The following is a 21,608-nucleotide window of genomic DNA, read 5'->3' as shown; positions in this document are numbered from 1 at the left end:
TCGCCGCTGGCCCGCTGTCGATCAGTGGGCTCGCCGCTCTCGTTCTCGTCATACGGCCGCGTGCCCTTGCAGTCGGGATAGCGTGTACAGCCCCAAAACTGACTCCCTGCGTTCGAGCCCTTTCGGGCAGTTCTGAGCCCCATCATTCCGCCGCATTGCGGACACGAAGGCGACGACATGATGACTCCTCGAGGCGAAATGGGCCGCGAATTCTAACGAAGAACTCGGGAGTTGTCTCCGCCCTCGCCATCCGCCGCCGGGGCTGAAGCCGGTCACCCCCAGGCCGACCAGAGCGCCCACGCGCCGAATACCGCGAACAGCGCCGCCGCCACCACCGCAATCGCCCGCTGCGGCAGCCGCTTCCCCGCCAGCACCCCCGCGCCGATCGCTACCGCGTCGGCCAGCACCATCCCCAACGTCGAACCCAGCCACACGCCCACCGCGCTCGCCTCCCGCCCTGCCAGCGAGACCGTCGCCAGCATCGTCTTGTCGCCCAGCTCCGAGAGGAAGAACGCCGCCGTCACGACCCCGAAGGCGCCGAACCGCTTCCCCAGGCGCGGCTCGCCCGGCTCTTCCTCCAGCGTGTCGCCCCGCAGGCTCCACGCCGCGAAGGCGAAGAACGAGACGCCCACGATGGTGAGCAGCCACCGCTCCGGCAGCAGCTCATCGAACGCCAGCCCCAGCGCCACCGACCCCAGGTGCACCACCAGCGTCGCGAGGCTCACCCCCGCCAGCACGATCCACCACCGGTAACGCGTCGCGAACCAGAGCGCCACCAGCTGCGACTTGTCGCCCAGCTCGGCGAAGAAAATCAGGGCCGTAGAAACGAAAAACGCCGACATCACGAACTCCTCGTGTGCCGGCTCTCGCGGGGAGCACCCTCGGCCGGCACACCACGGTGTGCTGGCCGAAAGTCTCGCCCGCCCGGGCGACCGGGCCGCGCCACCGCCCGCCGCGGCGGGAGCATGTCGATGACGCGCGCGGGGCTACTCCCCTTCGGTTCGGTGGCAAGTGTCGCCCGCGTCCGCCTAACGGTCCAGCCCCTCGCAGCCGGAAACGGCCGTTCGCACCCGCCAGCCCGCACCGTTCGGCCACGGGCCCCTTGCCATCCGGGAGCATAATGAGCGCGATACCACGGTGGAGGTCCGCCATGTCCGTCGCACGCGTCACCGAGATCACCGCCGCCTCGCCCGTCTCCTTCGAAGACGCCATCAAGAAGGGTATCGACCGCGCGAACAAGACCCTCCGCAATGTGAAGGGCGCCTGGGTCCAGGAGCAGACGGTCAGCGTCGGAGACGGCGCCATCAAGGAGTACCGCGTCAACATGAAGGTGACCTTCATCCTCGAGGATTGACGCCGCCGCACGGGCGCGCACCTTCGAACCCGCGGCGGAAGGCCAGAGCGGCGAGCACGCCCCCAGCGAGCAGCCCCTGCGCCGCGAGATCGAGGCCGAATGCCTCACGGCCGTTCGCCAGCGCGAGCGCGAACGCCCCCGCCGCGGCGAGAGCGGCATCGGCCGGCCGCGCGAACCCCCGCCGGCGGGCCGCGGCCGCTCCCTCGACCGCGAGCCAGCAGACCGCCGGCGCCGCCATCGCCACGAGCCGCTCCGTGTCCCGCGCCACCAGCAGCTGCGCCCACGCGAGCAGCAGCACCGGCGCCAGCCGGGCCGCCAGCCGCGGCTTCGCGGCTGCCCCGGCGAGCGCCAGCGCCGCCGTGAGCGGCCCGAACGTCCCGAACGTCAGCGCCCGCGCGAGCCCGCCATCGAACCCCAGCACCCGCTGCTCCCAGCCCACCTCCCGCAGCAGCGCGCGGTAGTCGTAATGGGCCACGATCTCCGGGAAGCGGCTGATGACCGGCGGCAGCGAGGCCACATACCCCGCGTCGTCGTTCCACGCCGGGATGGCGACCCGGACGAGGACTGCCGCCGCGACACCCGGCAGCGGCGCCAGCGCCCCCGTCACGAGCCGGCGGCGGCCGCTGCCCGGCAGGCGGTCGGCGAACGCCAGCGCCAGCGCGGCCGCGATGAGCGCGCTCTCCTTCGCCAACGCGCCGGCGAAGAGCGCCGCCGCGAACGCGCGCGGCTGGCCCCGCGCCGCGAACAGCAGGCAGAGCGCGATGGCGCCCGAGGCCGCCGCATCCGGCAGCCAGAAATCCGCCAGCTGGTAGCGGAGCCCCCAGCCGGTCGCGAAGAGCAGCAGCACGCCCGCAGCCGCCAGCCCGGGCGGGTGGCCTTCGCTGCGGAGCAGCCGCCAGGTGGCCGCCCCGGCCGTGAACGCGCCGGCGAACGCGGCCGCGAGGAACGTCCACTGGAGCGGCAGCGGCGCCGCCCAGGCCAGCAGCGGGACCAGCACCCGCCAGCAATACGGCGCGATGTGGAAATTCCACGGCCCGGCGCGGGCCGCCTCGAGGTAGTAGTGGCGGTCCCAGCCCGGGTCCGCGAAGGCTGCCGTCCCCTCGAACCGGAACGCCGTGAACGCCGCAACCGCTCCGATCGCGGCGCCCGGGAGGAGGAGGGCGACCGGACTGCGAGCCGGGACCGGTGCGACGCGGTAGGGGCCGCCGAACCTCACGCCCTCACTGTCACCGGCCGCTGTCGCTTGCGCCACCCTCCTCGCCTGCTGTCAGCTCCTCGGATTCGTCGGTCGGAGTCGATCCGATGTCCTCGACCTCGATCTCTGCGGGGCCTTCGTAATATCGCTGAAGATCCCACGACGTTATCCAGCGCCGAATGAGTTCGCGCATCCGGGTCGAAGCGTAGAGCGTGATGTGGTCGGCCGGCGGCGGCGTCCAGCCGGCGTAGGCCTGCCGGTAGATGTCTGTCACCACCTCGCGGATGCGGGCGATAGCTGCTTCGTCCGGTGTTGCGAGGGGGATAGCCGCGCGGATCGCCTCCATCCCGGCCTTGCTGGCTTCGGCCGCTTCAGGCCCATACTTCACATCCGCTATGCGGGGAACCTCTTCCCAGTCCTCCTTACCGCGGAGAACGGCATCGTCGAAATCCGAGGTAACTGCGCCGACGACAAGGAGGGCTGCCTCTGCGAGCTCCGGCCGGTCCGTCTGTCCCAGGAGCGCCGCCAGGTTGCGGTACGCCTGGATGCGCTGCTGGCGGGGATATTGCGCGATGAGCTCGACCTCGTCGAGGAAGACGACGAGCCCCTTGAAGCCCAGTCCCTGGACGAAACGGGAAGCGAAGGCCAGCCGCTGATAATCGAGCTCGCCAGCCGCCGGGCGCGGGCCGAGCTGCTGGATGCCCGAAACGCCTCGCTGGTGGAGCTCGTTGCGCAGATCCCGGGCGGTGAGATTGTTATCGCCGCCCCAGAAGCGAACGACCCGGTCGGACAGCTCGTGCTGCGCCCGGAGGCTTGCGTAGAGCGCCAGCGTCGCGCCCCACCAGCCTCCGCCGAATTCGAGACCGTCAGCCCAGGTCTGAAGGTCGAGCCAGTCTTCGCTCTGGAATTTCGCGCGGGTCGCCGCCGCCGGCAAGCCGGTTCCCTCCATATCCGGGAGGCGCAATTGCCGCAGGATCGTTCGTGCCGTCCGGGGGAAGGAGCTCAGAGGCGTCTCCTTCGAGACGGCGAGCGTGGCTGTCGCGAAACTCAGGTCACTCGCAATCTGCTGCAGGGCATAGAGGAGGTGTGACTTCCCCGCTCCGAAATCGGCACGCACCAGAAACCCGCGGGTTCCTGGCGAAACCGCAGTCTCGAGGGCCTGCTGGCGAAACCGCTCCTCGATCCGCTGCTGGAACGTCCCCAAGAGCGCCACTGCGTGGCGGTTCGGGACTCCGTTGCGGAGCGCCTCGATAGCCCAGCGGGCACCGATAGCGTTGTCGTTCACAGAGCTACCCTCAGCAGCGCCGCGCACGGATTGGCCCGATCGCGTCCCCGGACGTCGTCGGCTATCCGAGAGTAGAGTGCGCGGTAGATGTCGAACGACCGGCGCTCAGATTCAACGAAATCCTGCGGAAACGTAAAGATGATGGCCGCGCCATGGAGCCTGTCCGCTTCGTCGATGAACTCGCGAACGAGCTCGAACAGGTCGAAGAGCTGAAGTCTTGTGAAACGAAGTGTGCCAAGCCGGGTCCGTTCCGTGTAATATCGGCTTCCATCGAGAACGAAAGCTGTCGGTAGGCCGAAGCGAAAACGCGACCTGATGAAAGAATAAAGAATCGAACGCGCTCGTGTCCGATCGATACGTTGGAAAATCTGGATTTCGCGCAAATCTCGCGCTAACACGTCTTCGCCGGCGAGCCACATTTTTGCGACAGATGTCTGGAAATTCTCGGAACCTGAGAATGCGCCGTGAACCAGAACGGTCATCGCCTTCCGGTAATCGATGTCCAGGCCATAGTCGCGGAAGATGAGGTCGCGCACCGCGGCCTGGTACGCCGTCGTCACCTGGGAGCGGTCGACTTCGTACGTCGCGCACACCCGTTCGAGAGTGCAGGGAATCCCCGGGTCATCCATCGGGAAACCGATGTCCGCGCAGATCCTTCGGAGATACCGATCGACGAGCCCGTCCCAGTCGACCTTTCGCGCGATGGCGGACCACACTGCATCCATCTTGTGAAGCAGCACGTCGTCGGCCGTAAGGTCGAAGACGGTGACCCCGGCCGCCTCGGCATCGGCGGAGATGTCGTCGAGCGCCTTCCGCCGCACCGGGTCGTCTGCGACGAGAATCTTCACGGTGCCGCCACCGGCCGGCAGGAAAGATTCGAAATACTCTTCCCGCAGGGAGCGCCGCAATATTTCGAGCGGGACGTCAGGCATCAGCGACCCTCTCGAACCTGATCGCGTAGTAGACGTGCTCGTAGCCGTCCGGGCCGTAGATGCGGAACGGCGTGCGCGCGCGGGTGCCGGTCGACGCCGGGAGCGAGAGCCGGTAGCCATCGATGGAGTTGTTCACGCGCCGGTCGAGGAGATACAGGTGTCGCGTGAAGTCTGCCGCGGTGTACTCGGGGTTATTGAGCGAGAGAATCTCGTACACCGCACCTGCGTCCGCTGAGAACGAATCATCGCGCTGGCTGGGCCGGCGCTGGGCCTGCCCGGCGGCATACAGCGTGGCCCGGTAGATAGCCCGCAGGATGGATTGCGTCGAAGCGTCCTCCCGAAACCGCGCCCGCGCCCGCTGGATCCCCGCAACGACCGCGCTCGGTCGCTGACCGCGAAACGGTTTGTGGTCCAGCCGGACGGCGTCGCCGCTGAACGTGACGATGACGGGAAAGACGACGGCGGTCGATTCCCGGTCCGTCGGCTGCCATTCCCAGCCCTGCTTCAACGAGAGCTCGCGAACCTCGTCTTTCAGTGTGCCGGGGTTCGTCTCGAGCGCGGTGCTCACTCGGCTCAGCCGCTCGCGGGCCGCTTCGAGGGAGGCCGTCAGCTGCGGGAGTGCCGCGGTGACCGCCTCGATACTCCGCCGGATGCGTCCAATCTCGCCTTCGCGGCTCGCACGCGCTGAGGCGCGGGCAGCCCTGGCAGACCGCTGTGCCGCCGTGTCGAGGTCACCCAGGGCCGCATCGAGTTCCGAAAACAGTTCTTCGAGCACGGTAATCCCGCCGATGAGCGTCGCGGGGGAGTTTATGCGTGCCCTGGCTGCTTCGCAATACGTCGCGCGAACGCGACAACAACGCGACAGAATCCCCCCTACCGCCCCGGCTTCAGCGCACGCAGCCAGATGTGCGCCTCCTCCATCCCCACCCAGTTCCCCCACCACCGTTCGCACACGTACAGCCACCGCTCGTCCCGGTTCGCCAGCCAGTCCAGCACCGCGCCCACCAGCCGCCGCCCCCGCCCCGGCTGGCGCGTATCCGCGTTCAAATTGAAGCACAGCCGCCGCCGTTCGATCTTGAACTTCGCCGGGTGGTAATACCCCCACAGCTGCCCGTCCAGCGTCGTCGGGTCGAAATACTCGAACATCGCCAGGTAGACGCCCCGCCGGTGCGTCGGGTCCTTCCACGTCAGGTACGGCGTCGACCCGTGCGGGAAGCGGAAGTACACCAGCGCGCCCGGCTTGCACACCCGCCACACCTCCCCCATGAACGCCAGCACGTCGTCCACGTGCTCGATGAGGTGCGAGGCGTACACCTCATCGACCGAATCGTCCTTCAGCGGCAGCGGCCGCATCACATCGGCGATGACGTCGACCCCCGGCACGCGCGCGATATCGAGCCCGATGGCGCCCGGCTTCTTCCGGGTGCCGCAGCCGAGGTCGATGATGACGCGCCGGCGGGTCGGGTCGTCGGCCGGGATGGCGTGCCCGGGGGCGGCGCTGGCGAAGCCGGTCATGCCGCGGATTATCGCGCAGCGCCCCGCTATCCGCCCCGGCGGCGGCCGTTCGCGACAAATGTTGTCGACTTTGCGCCGGGGGCCGAAAACCTGCTGACGTGACGCGGCCGTCCTCATTACGATTCCTTCCCCGGCCCGCAACACGACGGCAACCGGGCCGCCAAACGAAGGAGGGTGTCGTGCACAGGATGCTCATGCGCCGGGCGGCGGTTGCGCTCGTCGCCCTCACCGTCTTGCTGCTGCCGATCGCCGGCAGCGAACGGCGCGCCGGCGCCGATACCCCGCTGGTGACGCGCTACTACTTCGAGGAGCGCTACTCGGTGGCGACCGAGGGGCAGGCCGCGAACCTCTGCATTACCGTCCGCCGCGATGGCGACATCTCGCAGGCGGGCAGCGTGACCATCTACGGCCTCTCGTCTGCTGACTTCTACTCCCCGCCGTGGGGGTTCGCCCTCGCGTTTGCCCCCGGCCAGGCTGCGCGGACCATCGACTGGCCGGGCGGTCCGGGATCCTGCCTCGCTGTCGCCAGCAACACCGCGCCGGACGGCTTTCGTCAGTACTCGCTCTACCTCAGCGGCTACCCGTGGCAAGCGCCTGTCTGGGGCTCGACTCACACCGTGACCATCCTGGACGACGACACGACGTCCGCGGAGTATGCCCTCGGCCTCCCGGGCGGGTCGTTCCGCGAAGACGCCGGGACCGTGCGCATCCCGGTGTTCCGAAACACAACATCGGGGGCCGCCGCAGTCTCCTGCAGCCTGTCTCACTACGGAACGACGGCGGCGGATATCGCCTCCGTGACGCCGGTGCCGTTCGCGGACGGCGACCGGGTCGCGTACTGCGACGTCACCCTCGTCGACGACACGCTGTCAGAGGCGACGGAAGGCTTCATGATCTTCATCACCGTCGGCTCCTCCTGGTCGAGGAGTGCGTCGTACGACATCCTCGACGACGACAACCCGGGCATCATCCGGTTCGAGCAGCCGACCGCGAGCGCGTCGGAGACGGCCGGCACGCTGGACATCCCGGTGCATCGAAACGGCGGGGCTAAAGGCCCGGCCTCGGTGCGCTGCGTCGACCTCGGCATCGGCTCGGCGACGGCGGGCAGCGACTACACGTTCTCGAGCCAGCTGCTCGAATGGGCCGACGGGGACGACTGGCCCAAGTACTGCCGCATCACCCTCATCGATGACACCGCGGTCGAATCCGATGAAACCGTCATCCTCGCGCTCGAAGCGGTCTCCGGAGCCCCGGTCGGCAGCCCGGCAAACCTGACGTTGAGCATCGGCAGCAACGACAGCCACGGGTACCTCTACGTCAATGACCGCACGGTGAATGAAAGCGCCGGCACCAGCTACGTCTCCGTCTACCGCAGCAGCGGGACGTCCGGCGCGGTGGGCGTGACCTGCCGCCTCAAGACCGGCACCGGCACTGCCACGCCCGGCGACGACTTCACGCTCGCCGAGCAGACGCTGTCCTGGGCCGACGGCGAATCCGGCGAGCGGCAGTGCACCTTCACGGTGGTCGACGACAGCCTGGTGGAGGGGAACGAGACCTTCGTGGTCGAACTGGTGAACCCCACGGGCGGGGCGACGGTCTCCCCGCCCGGCACCGCGACCGTGACGATCTACGACAACGATTCCTATGGCACGTTCTCCCTCTACGGCCCGACGGTGAACGAAAGCGACGGCACCAGTTACGTCTCCGTCTACCGCACCAGCGGCTCATCCGGCGCAGTGAGCGTGACATGCCGCCTCAAGGCCGGGGAGGGTACCGCAACGCCGGGCGTCGACTTCACCCTGGCCGAGCAAAACCTGTCCTGGGCTGACGGCGAGAGTGGTTTCAAGCCCTGCAACTTCACCGCTATCGATGACAGCCTCGTCGAGGGGAACGAGACCTTCGTGGTCGAATTGGTCAACCCGACCGGCGGCGCGACGGTCTCCCCGCCCGGCACCGCGACCGTGACGATCTACGACAACGACGCCCCGGGCGCGTTCTCTGTTCAGGGTGCATCGGTGATTGAGGGCTCCGGAAGCGGAACCGTCAGGGTCTATCGGCACGGCGGGACGTCGGGTGCGGTGGGCGTGACCTGCCGCCTCAAGACCGGGACGGGCACCGCGACGCCCGGCGTCGATTTCACCCTCGCCGAGCAAAACCTGTCCTGGGCTGACGGCGAGAGCGGTTTCAAGCCCTGCAGCTTCACCGCCATCGACGACAGCCTCGTCGAGGGGAACGAGACCTTCGTGGTCGAATTGGTCAACCCGACCGGCGGCGCAACGGTCTCCCCGCCCGGCACCGCGACCGTGACCATCTATGACAATGACCTGCCGGGCGAGTTCTTTAGCTACGGCACCTCCCATTTCGAAGACCTGGGACAGGGCAAGGTTTCGGTGCACAGGTCGGCTGGCGCCGTGGGTGCAGTCTCGGTTACCTGCCGGATCAAGTCGGGGCTTGGCACGGCGACCCCCGGGGTAGACTTCACGCTCGTCGAGCAAACTTTGAGTTGGGCGGACGGCGAAACCGGCTCGAAGCCGTGCAGCTTCACGGTCGTCGCCGACCAGGTCCGCGAAGGCGACGAGACCTTCTTCATCGAGCTGGTGAACCCCACCGGGGGGGCGACTATTTCCGGCACGGGACAGGCGCAAGTGACCATCATGGAGCGCCCCATCGTTACCGGGGTCTCGCCCGCCAGCGGGCCCATCGCCGGCGGGACCCCCATCACCATCTCCGGCTATAACTTCACCGGCGCCAGCACGGTCTACGTCGGCATGGAACCCTGCGCCAGCATGACCGTCGTCTCCGATACCACCATCACCTGCACCACCCCGCCGCGCCCGGGCGGCCCCGCGGCCGCTTACGGCCCGGCCAGCGTCGTCGTCCATGTCCCCGTCGGCCAGTGGGATACCCGGAGCTCGCCCTGGGAGGGCACCGCCGACGACTTCCTCTACTACGGCCCCGGCCCGGCTGTCACGCAGCTCGTGCCCGCCACCACCACCTGCAACGGCCAGCACTGGGTCGTGGTCCGCGGCACCCGCTTCTTCACCTGGGGTTCCGCCGGCGCGGCCAGCCTCCAGGTTCGCATCGGCGGCCAGCTGGTCGACTACCAGCACCTGGTCCTCAGCTTCGGCGAAAGCGCGCTGCTCGTCCTCGCGCCGGCGCTCCCGGCCGGCTCCTACCGCGTGACGGTCACCACCGTCGAAGGCACCTCCGCCGACGTCGCTGCCGACGACCTCACCTGCGCGGGCGGGTCCAGCAGCACGCCGCCGCCGGCCACGAGCACCCCGGCCCCCATCACGGCCGCGCCCGCTGTCTCCGGCGTGGTGCCCAGCTCCGGCGTCTGCGACGGCACGCTCCAGGTTGCCGTGCTCGGCAGCGCCTTCACGAGCGGCGCCACTGCGACCTTCGGCGGGGCCGCCGCGACGGTCACCTACGTCAACCAGAACACCCTCGTCATCCGGCCCGCCGCCCGCGCGCCCGGCCAGGTCGATATCCGCGTCACCACGCCCAACGGCACGAGCCCGAACACCGCTGCCGACGACTTCACCTGCCTCGCGCCGCCGACGCAGGGCGGTTCGAACCCCGGCAGCGGCGGCACCGGTGGCACCGGCGGCACGGGTGGGACCGGCGGCACCGGCGGCACGGGCAGCACGCCCGGCGGTTCGAACCCGGGCAGCGGCACGGGCACACCCGGCACCGGCGGCTCGCCCGACCCGGCGACCATCACGCCCGGCCCGGTCACCTACACGCTCTACGCCACCTACACGCTCATCGCCTGGGCCGGCCCCGATAACGCCTCCATCGCCGCGCTCCTGGCTGCGAACCCCACCATCCGCGCCCGCATCAGCGCCATCTGGACGTTCGACCCGGTCGGCCAGCGGTGGCTCGGCTACTTCCCCGGAAGCGAAAACGTCCCGGGCGCGAACGATTTCTCGACGCTGCGCACGGGCCGGAGCTACTTCATCGCTATCCGCCCCGGGCCCAGCCCGGTCAGCTGGCTCGTCAGCCCGTAGCCCCGCTCACCCGCCGCGGATGGCCCGTCCGGTAAAGACGGGCCATCCGTGGCATCTAACACTCACGTTCACGTGAGGGTACGCTGGCAGTATGGCAGCGACTCCCTCCCTCGGCGAACCCGCCGAACCCGGCCAGCCCGGCAGCCTGCCTGCCGACCTCGCGGAAGCCGCCGCGGCGCGCAGCCTCCGCGCCATCCTCGCCCGCCAGTTCGCCAGCCTCGCCGTCTACAACTACCGCCTCTACTTCGCCGGCCAGCTCGTCTCCCTGGTCGGCACCTGGATGCAGACGACCGCCCAGGCATGGCTCGTCCTCAAGCTCACCGGCTCGCCGCTCGCCCTCGGCACCGTCACCACCCTCCAGTTCCTCCCCATCACGGTCTTCACCCTCTTCGGCGGCGCCGTCGCCGACCGGCTGCCGAAGCGGCGCGCCCTCGTCGTTACCCAGACGCTCGCCATGCTCCAGGCGGCCGTGCTCGCCCTCCTCGTCGCCACCGGCCGCGTCCAGCTCTGGCACGTCTACGCGCTCGCGCTCTGGCTCGGCACCGTCAACGCCTTCGATGGCCCCGTCCGCCAGTCGTTCGTGGTCGAACTCGTCGGGCGGGAGCGGCTCGTGAACGCCGTCGCCCTCAATTCGAGCATCTTCAACCTCGCCCGCATCGCCGGGCCGGCGGTGGCCGGCGTCACGATCGGCGTCATCGGGCTCAGCTGGGCGTTCGCCGCGAATGCCGCCAGCTTCATCGCCGTCCTCGTCGCCTATGCGCTCATGCGCCCGGCCGAATTCCGCGCCGTGCCCCGCGCGGCAGCCCGCGGCAACGTCCTCCACCAGGTCCGCGAGGGCATCGTCTACTCCGCGCGCACGCCTACCGTCGCCTTCTTCTTCATCCTCCTCGGCATCATCGGGACCTTCGGCTACAACTTCACCGTCATCGTCCCGCTCGTCGCCGAATTCGTCCTCAAGGTCGGCCCGGAGAAGTTCGGCATGCTGACGTCGGCGATGGGCGCGGGGAGCCTCGTCGCCGCGCTCGTCATGGCCGCCACCGGCCGGCTGCGGCCTTCGTGGCTGCTGCTCGCCTCGGCCGTCTTCTCGGCGCTCCTCGCCGCGATCGCCTTCTCGCCCGTCTACGCCGTCACCGCCGGGCTGCTCTTCCTCCTCGGCATCGTCGGAGTGGCGTTTTCGACGACGATCAACACGTCGCTGCAGGTGGCCGTGCCCGATGAGCTGCGCGGCCGGGTGATGAGCATCTTCTTCCTGCTCTTCGCCGGCTCCACGCCGGTCGGCGGCTACATCACCGGCTTCCTCGCCGAGCACCTCGGCGTCGGCTGGGGCCTCGCCATCATGGCCGGGCTGTGCGGGTTCGGCACGCTCCTCGGCGCGGCCTACTACCTCCGCGCCGGGCGCCGCGCCTTCGCCGCCATCGAAGAAGCGCCCGCGCCCCCGAAGCGCCGCGCGGGTGCCGAAGCCGCCGGCTGAGCGGCAGCTACGCCTCCTGGAAACTCCAGGTGCCCGTCCCGATCATCACGCCCATCACCATGATCGCCAGCGTGAGCATCAGGCCGAGCAGGCTGAGCGTCATCGAGACCGCCCTCGCCCGCCGCAGCGCCGCTTCGTCGATCGCCTCGCCGCGCGCCTTCGCCTCGTACAGCCGGAGCTGCTTCGGCCCCGCCCAGAACATGTGCAGCGCGACCACCGCGAGCATCACGATCAGCACGTTCATCTTGATGATGAACCAGACCCCGAAGCGGAGGCTCGTGAACTCCGTATCCGCGGGGATCGCGTAGTAGTCGCGCCACGTGATGATCAGGTACGTGCCGGCGATGAGGATGAGCGCGAGCCCGAACCCGCCGAGGTAGCCGAACCGCCGCGTGATCGTCTTCATCGCCGCCACCCGCGTCGGCAAGTCGGCAATCTGCCGCGAGGCCGGCGCCCACGCGACGGCGAGGAACACCTGCGGCCCCACCCAGAGCGCGATGCCCAGCAGGTGGAGCCAGATGAAGAAGATGTGCAGCGTCGAATCCACGGCGGCGCTCCCCCGGTCGAACTCCTTCGATTACAGCCCAGCCCGCGCTACCGGGAAAGCTGCTGAACGGCCGTTCAACGTTGCGAATACAACGCTCGACGATGTGTCGAACATTACCTCATGTTGACTTAGCACGTGCTAAGCTCACCGCCATGGCGCATTCCATCGACTGGCAGGGCGAAGCCCGGCTCACCTTCGGCGACGCCCTCGAAACCCGCGTCCGCGCGGCGCTCTTCCGCAACGGCGGCCCCGCCGGCTGGTCCGGCGAAGTCGTCATCGACGGCGCCGCCTCGATCGCGCCCGGCGACCGCATCGAACTCACCATCGGCCGCTCCCCCTGCCGCGCGCTCGTCCGCGAAGCCGCCATCCGCGGCGGCGCCGGCCACCGGACCACCAGCCTGCTCGTCGACGGTGACGGCCCGCCCCCCGCGCCCCTCGCCCGCGGCTGACGCCCGCTCGCGGGACGCCCGCGCCCCTTGTCGGATGACCTTCCCGGCGTAGGATCACGGCGGTGCGCCGGCCGTTCCGCAACATCCCCCGGGCCGCGTGGCTCCTCGGCTTCACCTCGCTCTTCGCCGACCTCTCGAGCGAGCTCGTCTACCCGCTCATCCCGATCTTCCTGACGGTCACGCTCGGCGCCCCCGTCTCCGTCGTCGGCCTCGTCGAAGGCGTCGCCGAGGCGACCGCCTACGCCACGCGCCCCTTCGCCGGCCGCTGGAGCGACCGGACGGGCGCGCGCAAGCCGTTCGTCGTCGCCGGCTACGGGCTGGCGGCCGCCGGCAAGGCGATCCTCTTCGCCGCGCCGGCGTGGGGCGTCGCGCTCGCCGGCCGCGCGGTCGACCGCTTCGGCAAGGGCATCCGCACGCCCCCGCGCGATGCCCTCCTCGCCGATGTGACCACCCCGGCCGACCGCGGCCGCATCTTCGGCTTCCACCGCGCGTTCGATACCCTCGGCGCAGTCTTCGGCCCGCTGGCGGCGCTCGCCTTCCTCGCACTCGTCGGCGAACAGCACCTGCGCTGGGCGATCGGCCTCGCCATCATCCCGGCCGTCGTCTCCGTTGCCGTCGTCGCGCGCATCCCCGAACGGCGGCCGCCTGCCCGGCGCGACGGCGACCCGCCCGCGCCCGGCCTGCGCGACCTCCCCGCGGCCTACTGGCTCTTCCTCGGCGCTACCGGCCTCTTCATGGTCGGCAACTCCTCCGATGCCTTCCTCATCCTCCGGGCGAAAGACCTCGGCATGGCCACCACGGCCGTCGTCCTCGCCTACGTCGTCTACAACGCCGTCTACGCCGTGCTCTCCTACCCCGCGGGCACCCTGAGCGACCGGCTGCCGCGGCCCGCCGTCATCGTCGGCGGCTACCTCGTCTTCGCCGCCGTGTACCTCGGGTTCGCGCTCGCCGGCTCGCAGGCGGTCATCTGGGTGCTCTTCCCGCTGTACGGCGCCTACATCGCCGCCACCGAAGGCATCACGAAGGCGTTCATCGCCGACCTCGCGCCGGCGGCGGCCCGGACCACCGCGCTCGGCCTCTTCCAGGGCGTCACCGGCGGTCTCGTCCTCGCCGCGAGCCTCCTCGCCGGCCTGCTCTGGGACGCCTTCGGGCCCGCGGCCACCTTCGGGTTCGGCGCCGCCACCGCCTTCCTCGCCGCCATCGCGACGGCCGCCCTCCTCGCGACCGGCCGTCTCCGCACGCCCTGAGGCGGCCCCCCGCCCGACCCCGCCCCGCCCGGTTGGAGGTTGGAGGTTGGAGGTTGATACTCCCTCCCGGCTCCCCGTTCCCCGTTTCCCAACTCCGAACTCCGATCTCCCAACTCCGTAGCCGCGGGGCTCCGCCCCCGCGGAGGGCCGGCGAGGCCCACCCGGGCCGTCGAATTCGAGCGCCCTCCCGCTTCCTGGCTCCCGGAACACCCGTTGGGCGCATCGCGCCCCGCGGGGACGGGGCCCCGCGACTACGCCACTTCTCCCGCCCCGCCCGGTTGAAGGTTCAAGGTTGATACTCCCTCCCGCCTCCCGCTTCCCGGTTCCCGCTTCCCCGTTCCCGCTTCCCCGTTCCCCCACCGCCGGCGCGGAGCGCCGGCATCCCGCGGTGACGCCGCCGAAGGCGGCGAGCCATCCACCGCCGCGGGCGGCCAGCCCGCGGCATCCCGCATCACCCGCCTCCCGGTTCCCGCCTCCCGGTTCCCTATAATCCCCGGTCATGAGCCGCACCTTCGACCACCTCCTCATCGACCGCGTCGGGACCGACGGCCGCGTCGCCCGCATCACCCTCAACCGTCCCGAGAAGATGAACGCCCTCTCCCAGGAGCTCCTCTTCGAATTCTGGGAGGCCCTCCACGACCTCGAAGCCGACGACTCCGCCCGCGTCATCATCGTCCGCGGCGCGGGCCGCACCTTCAGCGCCGGGTACGACCTCGCTCCCCCGCGCGGCGGCGCCGACGGCGTCGTCCGCCGCTACCGCACCAGCGACGAGAAGGGCCGGCGGCTGCTCATGGGCATCCGCACCGGCATGCAGCAGATCACCGATATCCACCTCTACTTTTGGAACATGGCGAAGGTCACCATTGCGCAGGTGCACGGCTACGCCCTCGCCGGCGGCTGCGAACTGGCGATGATGGCCGACCTCGTCGTCGCCGCCGAAGACGCCCAGCTCGGCCACCCGGGCCTGCGCGGCCTCGGCACGAGCCGCACCGGCGTCATCTGGCCGCTCGTCATCGGCATGCGCAAGGCGAAAGAGCTCTACTACACCGGCGATTCCATCTCCGGCCGCGAAGCCGAGCGCATCGGCATGATCAACTACGCGTGGCCGAAAGAGGACCTCGAAGCGAACACCATCGCCCTCGCCGACCGCCTCGCGAACGCCACCGCCGACCACCTCGCCATCCTGAAACTGAACATGAACCGCTTCTACGAGAACATGGGCATCTACAGCTCGGTGCGCAGCTCGACCGACATGGACGCCATGGCCCAGATGACCTCCTTCAGCTACGCCTGGCAGGACAAGATGCGGGAGAGCATGGAGGCCGGCACCGGGCTCAAAGGCGCGCTCGACTGGCGCGAAGGCATGTACCGCCCCGACACCCCCGGCCTCAAACGCTGACGCCGGCCGCTACCGCCGGCGGAACGCGATCGGCAGCTCCAGCACGCCGCGCATGATGAACGTCGGCACGCGCGGCAGCATGCCCTCCGTCGTCCGTTCGAACCCCGTCGCCGCGCCCAGCAGCTCCTCGTAGGCGACCCGCGCCTCCAGCCGGGCCAGCGGCGCGCCGAGGCAGAAGTGGATGCCGAGCCCGAACGCCAGGTGGCGGTTCGGCGACCGCTCCACGTCGAACCGCAGCGGCTCCGGGAACTGCGCCGGGTCGCGGTTCGCCGCCGCCAGCCACACCACCGTTGGCAGGTTCGCCGGGATCGTCTTCCCCCGCACCTCCACGTCGCGCGTCGGCCGACGGACGGTCGCCTGCACCGGCGAGTTGTAGCGCAGCACCTCTTCGATGGCGCCCGGGATGCGGGCCGGCTCCGACTCTACCTTCGCCAGCTCGCCCGGGTGCTCGAGGAAGGAGAGCATCGTGTTGCTGATAAGGTTCGTCGTCGTTTCGTTCCCCGCGACGAGCAGCAGCACCAGCATCTGCAGCAGGTCCGCGAAGGTCAGCCGCTCGCCATCCTGCTCCGCCTGCACGAGCCCGCTGATCAGGTCGTTCCGCGGCCGCTGCCGCCGCTCCTCCGTCATGCGGGTGAAGTACTCCCGCATCTCCTCGAACACTTCCGCCCGGATCTGCCGGCCGCCGCCCCCGAGCGCCGTGCCAAGGCTCGCCACCGCCTCGTCCGACCACTCCTTGAACTTCGCCCGGTCCTCCGGCGGGATGCCGAGGATCTCGGCGATGACGATGACCGGCAGCGGGTAGGCCAGCGCCGCCACGAGGTCGCACTCCCCTGCTTCGAGCGCCGGCTCCAGCAGCTCGCGCGTAATCTCCCGGATGCGGGGCTCGAGCTGTTCGACCATCCGCGGGGTGAACGCCTGCGAAACCAGCGACCGCAGCCGGGTGTGCCGCGGCGGGTCCGAACTCAGCATCATCGGCTCCGGCGGGTCCGTCACCTCCGGCGGCGGCGGAAACCGCGACGACCACGTCTCCCAGTCTTTCAAGATGGCCGTCGCGTCGTCGTACCCGAAGACCATCGCCAGCCCGCGCTCGGGCAGGATGAGCGGGCTCATCGCCCGGCCGAGCTCGTAGAACGGGAACGGGTTCTCCAGGAACGCCGGGTCGTTGATGTTCGGGGCAGCAACCATGCGGGCACCTCCGCCGACCATTCTACCCGAATCACGTTCGAGTTTCGGAAGGAGGTTGGAGGTTGGAGGTTGGAGGTTGATACTCCCTCCCCGCCCCCCGTTCCCCGTTCCCGTCTCCCGGTTCCCGTCTCCCGGTTCCCGCCTCCCGGTTCCCGCCTCCCGGTTCCCGTCTCCCGGTTCTCGTCTCCCGGTTCCCGCCTCCCGGTTCCCGCCTCCCGGTTCCCGCCTCCCGGTTCCCGCCTCCCGGTTCCCGCCTCCGCCCCCTACCCCACGTTCCCGAACAGGTACTCCGCCACCGGCGCCCGGCCGTTCGCCTTCGAATTGATCGCCCGCGACATCTGCACCACCCGCGGCCGGAGCCCTTCGTAGAGCGCTGCGATCGCCGGGTGGGCCGAGTTCGAGAGCGCGAACCACGCCCCCCGCGCGGCGAGTCCGCGCACCGCCGCCGCCAGCCGCTCCTGGTCGCCCCAGCCGAATGCCCGGTCTGTGTACGCCGTAAAGTTCGCTGTCGCGCTCAGCGGGTGGTAGGGCGGGTCGAGGTAGACGAAATCGCCCGGCCCCGCGGCCGCGCACACGTCGGCGAAATCGGCGCAGCGCAGCTCGGCATCGGCCAGCTCCGCCGCACAGGCGCGCAGGTTCGCCTCGTCGTAAATGCGCGGCCGCGCATACCTGCCGTGCGGCACGTTGAACCGGCCGTGCCGGTTCACCCGGTAGAGCCCGTTATAGCAGGTCCGGTTCAGGAAGATGACCCGCGCCGCCCGCTCGGCGGCCGCCCGCGGCTCGCAGGCCCGCACCCGGTAGTACAGCTCCCGCCGCCCCGCGCGGTCCGCCGCGAGGTACGCCTCCGCCAGCGGCCGCAGCGCCGCGATCACCCCGTCGACGTCGTCGCGCACGGCGGCGAAGGTGGCGATCAGCTCCGGGTTCGCATCGGCGAGGATGGCCGGCACCCGCAGCCCGAGCGCGCGCAGCCCGAAGAACATCGCGCCCCCGCCGAGGAACGGCTCGATGTACCGCTCGACCCGCAGCCCCTCCAGCCCGGCGGCGACCGTCGGCACCAGCCGCGCCTTGCCCCCGGCCCATTTCAGGAAGGGCGTCGCCATCGGCCACCATCGTGCCGAACCGCCCGCCCGGGGGCAATTCCCCCCGGCCCGCGCCGGCTGCTACGGTGAAATCATGCCCTACAAAGCGCCCGGCTCCGGCCGCGAAGGCTCCGCCGTCTTCCTCGTCGCGCCCGACGGCTCCATCCTCCTCCAGCAGCGCGACGACGACGTGCCGCCGGCCGGCGTCGGCCGCTGGACACCCCCCGGCGGCGGCCGCGAACCCGGCGAATCGCCGCTCGACACCGCCCGCCGCGAATTCGAAGAAGAGACCGGCATCCGCCTCCAGCGCCTCCGCTACATCGAAACCGTCACCACCGCGCAGGTGCCGGACCTCCTCCCCTCCTGCCTCCACCTCTTCGTCGCCGACGACCCCGTCCCCCGCGCCGCCATCGAGGTCCGCGAAGGGCTCGATTTCCAGTACCACCACCCCTCAGCCTTCGATGCCCTGCCGATGAACCCCGGCACCCGCCAGCTGCTCGCCCGCTTCACCGCCAGCGATGCCTACCGCGGCACCGTCGGCATGCTCCAGCCCTTCCGCGTCGGCGTCGGCGTCATCGCCCTCGACCGCTGGGGCCGCGCCCTCCTCCAGCTGCGCGACGCCGACCTCCCGCCGGAACGGTTCCCCGGCCTCTGGTCCATCCCCGGCGGCCTCGTCGAACTCGATGAACCGCCCGACGCCGCCGCCTTCCGCGAGTTCGAAGAAGAGACCGGCGTCCTGCTCGACGACCTCCGCCTCTTCCGCGTCTACCGCGCCAGCGAGCTGCCCGGCTCGCTCACCCACGTCTACCACATCTACTACGGCGACCCGGACGTCCCCGAGGAGCTCATCGAAGTGCGCGAAGGGCAGGCCTTCCGCTACTGGGCCCCGCGCGAGGTGGACGCCCTGCCCCTCGCCGGCCCCGCCGCCAGCGTCCTGCGCGACTTCTTCGCCAGCACCCACTACCGCAAGCTCTTCCACTGAGGCGGGATGGCGCGGACTGGCCCGCCCGGGGCGGGGAGTGAGGAGTTGGAAGGTGGGAGGTGGGAGAGAGCGTGCGCCCGTGCGGGTTGCCGTCAACCTCCAACCGTAATCGCGGGGCACCGTCCCCGCGGGGCGCCATGCGCCCAACGGATGTCCCCGGGAAGCGGGAACCGGGAGGCGTTACCTCCAACCTCCAGCCTTCAACCTCCACCCTCCGTCCCCTCCCCCGAACCTGCCAAAATGGTACAATAACTTCAACCATTTCCCCTGCCCCAGCCTGCCCCGGAGCTGCCCTTGTCCATCGAACCGACGTCGCAAATCCGCCCTGTCCAGATCGAACAGGAGATGCGCACGAGCTACCTCGATTACGCGATGAGCGTGATCGTCTCGCGCGCCCTCCCGGACGTCCGCGACGGCCTCAAGCCCGTCCAGCGCCGCATCCTCTGGGGCATGTACGAAGGCGGCGCACGGGCAGGCACCGCCTACCGCAAATCCGCCGCCACCGTCGGCGACGTCATGGGGAAATACCACCCCCACGGCGACCAGGCGGTCTACGACACCCTCGTCCGCATGGCGCAGGATTTCTCCCTGCGCTACCCCCTCGTCGATGGGCAGGGCAACTTCGGCTCCGTCGATGGCGACCCGCCCGCCGCCATGCGCTACACCGAAGCCCGCATGTCGGCCATCGCCGAAGAAATGCTCGCCGATATCGACCAGAACACGGTCGACTTCGAACCGAACTACGACGGCCGCCACGAGCAGCCTTCCATCCTCCCGGCCCGCATCCCCAACCTCCTCCTCAACGGCTCGGCCGGCATCGCCGTCGGCATGGCGACGAGCATCCCGCCGCACAACCTCGGCGAAATCGCCGATGCCGTCTCCATGCTCATCGAAAATCCGGAGACCACCACCCTCGATGACCTCCTCACCGTCATCCAGGGCCCCGATTTCCCCACCTACGGCATCGCGCTCGTCGGCAAGGACCGCGCCCAGCTGCGCACCGCCTACGGCGAAGGCCACGGCCGCATCACCATGCACGCCCGCACCCACGTCGAAGAATCGAGCCGCGGCCGCACCAGCATCATCGTCACCGAACTCCCCTACCAGGTGAACAAAGCCCAGCTCATCGAGAAAATCGCCGACCTGGTGCGCGACCGGAAAATCGACGGCATCGCCGACCTCCGCGACGAATCCGACCGGAACGGCATGCGCATCGTCATCGAGCTCAAGAAAGAAGGCTCCGTCCAGCAGGTGAAAAACCTGCTCTTCAAGCACACCGCGATGCGCTCCACCTTCGCCATCAACATGATGGCCATCGTCGACGGCGCGCCCCGGCGCCTCGGCCTCAAGCGCGCCCTCGAACTGTTCATCGACCACCGCCGCGACGTCATCCGCCGGCGCACCGAGTTCCAGCTCGAAAAGGCCCGCGAGCGCGAGCACATCCTCCAGGGCCTCCTGCGCGCCATCGACCTCATCGATGCGGTCATCGCCACCATCCGCGCCTCCGAATCCGCCCAGCACGCCATCGAGCTCCTGCAGGGCAACGGCCTCGTCCAGCTCGAGCGGCTGCCCGCCAACAGCCCCGCCGGCATCCGCGCCCTCGCCCAGCGCAACCCGTTCACCTTCTCCGAAGTCCAGGCCCGCGCCATCGTCGATATGCAGCTCCGGCGCCTCGCCGGCCTCGAACGGCAGGCCCTCCTCTCCGAATACGAAGAGCTCATCAAGAAGATCGCCGAGCTCGAAGACCTCCTCGCCAACCCGCGGAAGATCGACTTCCTCATCCGCGACGACATGCAGGAGCTCAAGAAGAAGTACGGCGACCCCCGCCGCACCGAAATCGTCGAAGCCGACCCCGAGGACTTCCGAGAAGAAGACCTCATCCCCCACCAGGACTGCGTCGTCACCCTCAGCATCCGCAACTACATCAAGCGGATGCCGCTCGAGGAGTTCCGCCGCCAGCGCCGCGGCGGCCAGGGCGCCCGCGGGGCCGCCATCCGCGAAGAAGACGCCGTCATGAAGCTCGTCGTCTGCGACAGCCACGACAACCTGCTCTTCTTCACCGACCGCGGCAAGGTCTACCACCTCCGCGCCTTCGACGTGCCCGATACCAAGAAGCAGGCGAAGGGCCTCCCCATCGTCAACCTCATCGACGTCGAGCCCGGCGAGCGCGTCACCGCCATCCTCCCCGTCCGCAGCTACGACCGCGACTTCATCCTCCTCGCCACCCGCAAAGGCGAAATCAAGAAGACCCGCCTCTCCGAATTCGAAGAGGTCCGCCGCAACGGCAAAATCGCCTTCAACCTCGAGCCCGATGACCAGCTCATCGCCGCCCGCGCCGCCACCAACGAGACGCACGTCATCCTCGTCTCCAGCGAAGGCATGGCGATCCGCTTCAAAATCGACGACCTCCGCGATGCCAGCCGCACCAGCGGCGGCGTCCGCGGCATGAAGCTCACCGGCGATGGCTACGTCGTCGGCGTCGAAACCACCGACGACGGCTCCGACCTCCTCATCATCTCCGAGCGCGGGTTCGGCAAGCGCACCGCCATCGACGAATACCCGGTGCAGGGCCGCGGCGGCCAGGGCGTCAAGACCCTCAACATCACCGAGAAGACCGGCAAGGTCGCCGCCTGCCGCATGGTCACCCCCGGGCAGGACCTCATGCTCGTCACCCGCGAAGGCATCGTCGTCCGCACCCGCGTCGACGGCATCAGCCGCATCGGCCGCAACACCCAGGGCGTCACCGTCATGCGCGTCAACGAAGGCGACGCCGTCGCCAGCATCGCCGCCTTCACCATGTCCGACGACGAGGCGAAAGGCCGCGGCCGCGCCCGCCCGGCCGCCAATGGCGCCGGCCCCGATGCGAACCTGAACGAGACGCTCCCGCTCGACCTCGACGACGACCCCGATGCGAACGGCGCAGACGGCGACCCGGCCGATGACGCCGGCGCCTAGCGC

Annotated in this window: 17 protein-coding genes and 1 pseudogene; 8 read left to right on the top strand and 10 right to left on the bottom strand. The window is 69.7% G+C overall.

The annotated features are described in order from the left end of the window. Positions 1-56 precede the first annotated feature (56 nt). Together N2041_RS14910 and N2041_RS07830 are read right to left on the bottom strand one after the other, a co-directional pair. A pseudogene (locus N2041_RS14910) lies at positions 57-179 on the bottom strand (topoisomerase DNA-binding C4 zinc finger domain-containing protein); the annotation flags it as partial. A 93-nt stretch (positions 180-272) separates the two neighbouring features. Next, entirely contained in the window at positions 273-842 is a 570-nt protein-coding gene (locus tag N2041_RS07830) for a TMEM165/GDT1 family protein (protein ID WP_297677505.1), read from the bottom strand. A gap of 308 nt (positions 843-1,150) precedes the next feature. On the opposite strand from N2041_RS07830, the gene N2041_RS07825 reads away from it, so the two are divergent. Then, entirely contained in the window at positions 1,151-1,354 is a 204-nt protein-coding gene (locus tag N2041_RS07825) for a dodecin family protein (RefSeq protein WP_297677503.1), read from the top strand. On the opposite strand, the gene N2041_RS07820 is transcribed toward N2041_RS07825, so the two are convergent. From N2041_RS07820 to N2041_RS07800, 5 genes are all read right to left on the bottom strand, one after another. Beyond that, positions 1,338-2,570, bottom strand: a complete 1,233-nt coding sequence (locus N2041_RS07820; RefSeq protein ID WP_297677501.1) for a hypothetical protein — start codon at positions 2,568-2,570, stop codon at positions 1,338-1,340. The genes N2041_RS07825 and N2041_RS07820 overlap by 17 nt on opposite strands. Positions 2,571-2,580: 10 nt before the next feature. Further along, on the bottom strand, positions 2,581-3,834 hold the full coding sequence (locus N2041_RS07815; protein WP_297677499.1) for a BREX system ATP-binding domain-containing protein: 1,254 nt from the start codon (positions 3,832-3,834) through the stop codon (positions 2,581-2,583). Next, positions 3,831-4,766 (bottom strand): hypothetical protein, encoded by a 936-nt coding sequence (locus N2041_RS07810; RefSeq protein ID WP_297677497.1) that lies wholly within the window; start codon positions 4,764-4,766, stop codon positions 3,831-3,833. Before N2041_RS07810 ends, N2041_RS07815 begins: the two co-directional genes overlap by 4 nt. After that, positions 4,759-5,541: a hypothetical protein gene (locus N2041_RS07805; RefSeq protein ID WP_297677495.1), complete on the bottom strand. Its 783-nt coding sequence runs from the start codon at positions 5,539-5,541 to the stop codon at positions 4,759-4,761. Before N2041_RS07805 ends, N2041_RS07810 begins: the two co-directional genes overlap by 8 nt. A 98-nt stretch (positions 5,542-5,639) precedes the next feature. Then, positions 5,640-6,281 (bottom strand): class I SAM-dependent methyltransferase, encoded by a 642-nt coding sequence (locus N2041_RS07800; protein ID WP_297677493.1) that lies wholly within the window; start codon positions 6,279-6,281, stop codon positions 5,640-5,642. Between the two features lie 188 nt (positions 6,282-6,469). Between N2041_RS07800 and N2041_RS07795 the strand changes: the two genes are divergently transcribed. Both N2041_RS07795 and N2041_RS07790 read left to right on the top strand, forming a co-directional pair. Then, entirely contained in the window at positions 6,470-10,291 is a 3,822-nt protein-coding gene (locus tag N2041_RS07795; RefSeq protein WP_297677543.1) for a Calx-beta domain-containing protein, read from the top strand. Between the two features lie 91 nt (positions 10,292-10,382). Then, entirely contained in the window at positions 10,383-11,762 is a 1,380-nt protein-coding gene (locus N2041_RS07790) for an MFS transporter (RefSeq protein ID WP_297677491.1), read from the top strand. Between the two features lie 7 nt (positions 11,763-11,769). Here N2041_RS07790 and N2041_RS07785 read toward each other — a convergent pair whose 3' ends face one another. Beyond that, on the bottom strand, positions 11,770-12,309 hold the full coding sequence (locus tag N2041_RS07785) for a hypothetical protein (protein WP_297677489.1): 540 nt from the start codon (positions 12,307-12,309) through the stop codon (positions 11,770-11,772). Between the two features lie 152 nt (positions 12,310-12,461). On the opposite strand from N2041_RS07785, the gene N2041_RS07780 reads away from it, so the two are divergent. From N2041_RS07780 to N2041_RS07770, 3 genes are all read left to right on the top strand, one after another. Next, positions 12,462-12,758, top strand: a complete 297-nt coding sequence (locus N2041_RS07780; protein WP_297677487.1) for a hypothetical protein — start codon at positions 12,462-12,464, stop codon at positions 12,756-12,758. Positions 12,759-12,820: 62 nt separating this feature from the next. Further along, positions 12,821-14,005, top strand: coding sequence for an MFS transporter (locus tag N2041_RS07775; protein WP_297677485.1), 1,185 nt, complete (start codon positions 12,821-12,823; stop codon positions 14,003-14,005). Between the two features lie 499 nt (positions 14,006-14,504). Further along, positions 14,505-15,404: an enoyl-CoA hydratase-related protein gene (locus N2041_RS07770; RefSeq protein ID WP_297677484.1), complete on the top strand. Its 900-nt coding sequence runs from the start codon at positions 14,505-14,507 to the stop codon at positions 15,402-15,404. 9 nt (positions 15,405-15,413) lie between these two features. Here N2041_RS07770 and N2041_RS07765 read toward each other — a convergent pair whose 3' ends face one another. Both N2041_RS07765 and N2041_RS07760 read right to left on the bottom strand, forming a co-directional pair. Beyond that, positions 15,414-16,589 carry a cytochrome P450 gene (locus tag N2041_RS07765; RefSeq protein WP_297677482.1) on the bottom strand — a complete coding sequence of 392 codons (1,176 nt, stop codon included), beginning with the start codon at positions 16,587-16,589 and terminating at the stop codon, positions 15,414-15,416. Positions 16,590-16,852: 263 nt separating this feature from the next. Next, positions 16,853-17,689 carry a Dam family site-specific DNA-(adenine-N6)-methyltransferase gene (locus N2041_RS07760; protein ID WP_297677480.1) on the bottom strand — a complete coding sequence of 279 codons (837 nt, stop codon included), beginning with the start codon at positions 17,687-17,689 and terminating at the stop codon, positions 16,853-16,855. A 73-nt stretch (positions 17,690-17,762) separates the two neighbouring features. Here N2041_RS07760 and N2041_RS07755 point away from each other — a divergent pair, with 73 nt between their 5' ends. Both N2041_RS07755 and gyrA read left to right on the top strand, forming a co-directional pair. Beyond that, a complete protein-coding gene (locus N2041_RS07755) occupies positions 17,763-18,650 on the top strand; it encodes an NUDIX hydrolase (protein WP_297677478.1) in 888 nt (295 codons plus the stop codon). A gap of 294 nt (positions 18,651-18,944) precedes the next feature. After that, positions 18,945-21,605: a DNA gyrase subunit A gene (gene gyrA / locus N2041_RS07750; protein WP_297677476.1), complete on the top strand. Its 2,661-nt coding sequence runs from the start codon at positions 18,945-18,947 to the stop codon at positions 21,603-21,605. Positions 21,606-21,608 lie beyond the last annotated feature (3 nt).

The organism is Tepidiforma sp. (assembly GCF_026419595.1).
In the GTDB taxonomy this organism is placed as follows: Bacteria; Chloroflexota; Dehalococcoidia; order Tepidiformales; family Tepidiformaceae; genus Tepidiforma.
Note: the sequence above shows the minus strand (reverse complement) of the source record. Positions and strands in the feature narration are given on the sequence as shown.

Bases quoted from the DNA above. Each gene is read 5' to 3' on its own strand.
- N2041_RS07830 (WP_297677505.1), bottom strand. From the start codon at position 842: ATGTCGGCGTTTTTCGTTTCTACGGCCCTGATTTTCTTCGCCGAGCTG.
- N2041_RS07825 (WP_297677503.1), top strand. From the start codon at position 1,151: ATGTCCGTCGCACGCGTCACCGAGATCACCGCCGCCTCGCCCGTCTCC.
- N2041_RS07810 (WP_297677497.1), bottom strand. From the start codon at position 4,766: ATGCCTGACGTCCCGCTCGAAATATTGCGGCGCTCCCTGCGGGAAGAG.
- N2041_RS07800 (WP_297677493.1), bottom strand. From the start codon at position 6,281: ATGACCGGCTTCGCCAGCGCCGCCCCCGGGCACGCCATCCCGGCCGAC.
- N2041_RS07795 (WP_297677543.1), top strand. From the start codon at position 6,470: ATGCTCATGCGCCGGGCGGCGGTTGCGCTCGTCGCCCTCACCGTCTTG.
- N2041_RS07790 (WP_297677491.1), top strand. From the start codon at position 10,383: ATGGCAGCGACTCCCTCCCTCGGCGAACCCGCCGAACCCGGCCAGCCC.
- N2041_RS07780 (WP_297677487.1), top strand. From the start codon at position 12,462: ATGGCGCATTCCATCGACTGGCAGGGCGAAGCCCGGCTCACCTTCGGC.
- N2041_RS07770 (WP_297677484.1), top strand. From the start codon at position 14,505: ATGAGCCGCACCTTCGACCACCTCCTCATCGACCGCGTCGGGACCGAC.
- N2041_RS07765 (WP_297677482.1), bottom strand. From the start codon at position 16,589: ATGGTTGCTGCCCCGAACATCAACGACCCGGCGTTCCTGGAGAACCCG.
- N2041_RS07760 (WP_297677480.1), bottom strand. From the start codon at position 17,689: ATGGCGACGCCCTTCCTGAAATGGGCCGGGGGCAAGGCGCGGCTGGTG.
- N2041_RS07755 (WP_297677478.1), top strand. From the start codon at position 17,763: ATGCCCTACAAAGCGCCCGGCTCCGGCCGCGAAGGCTCCGCCGTCTTC.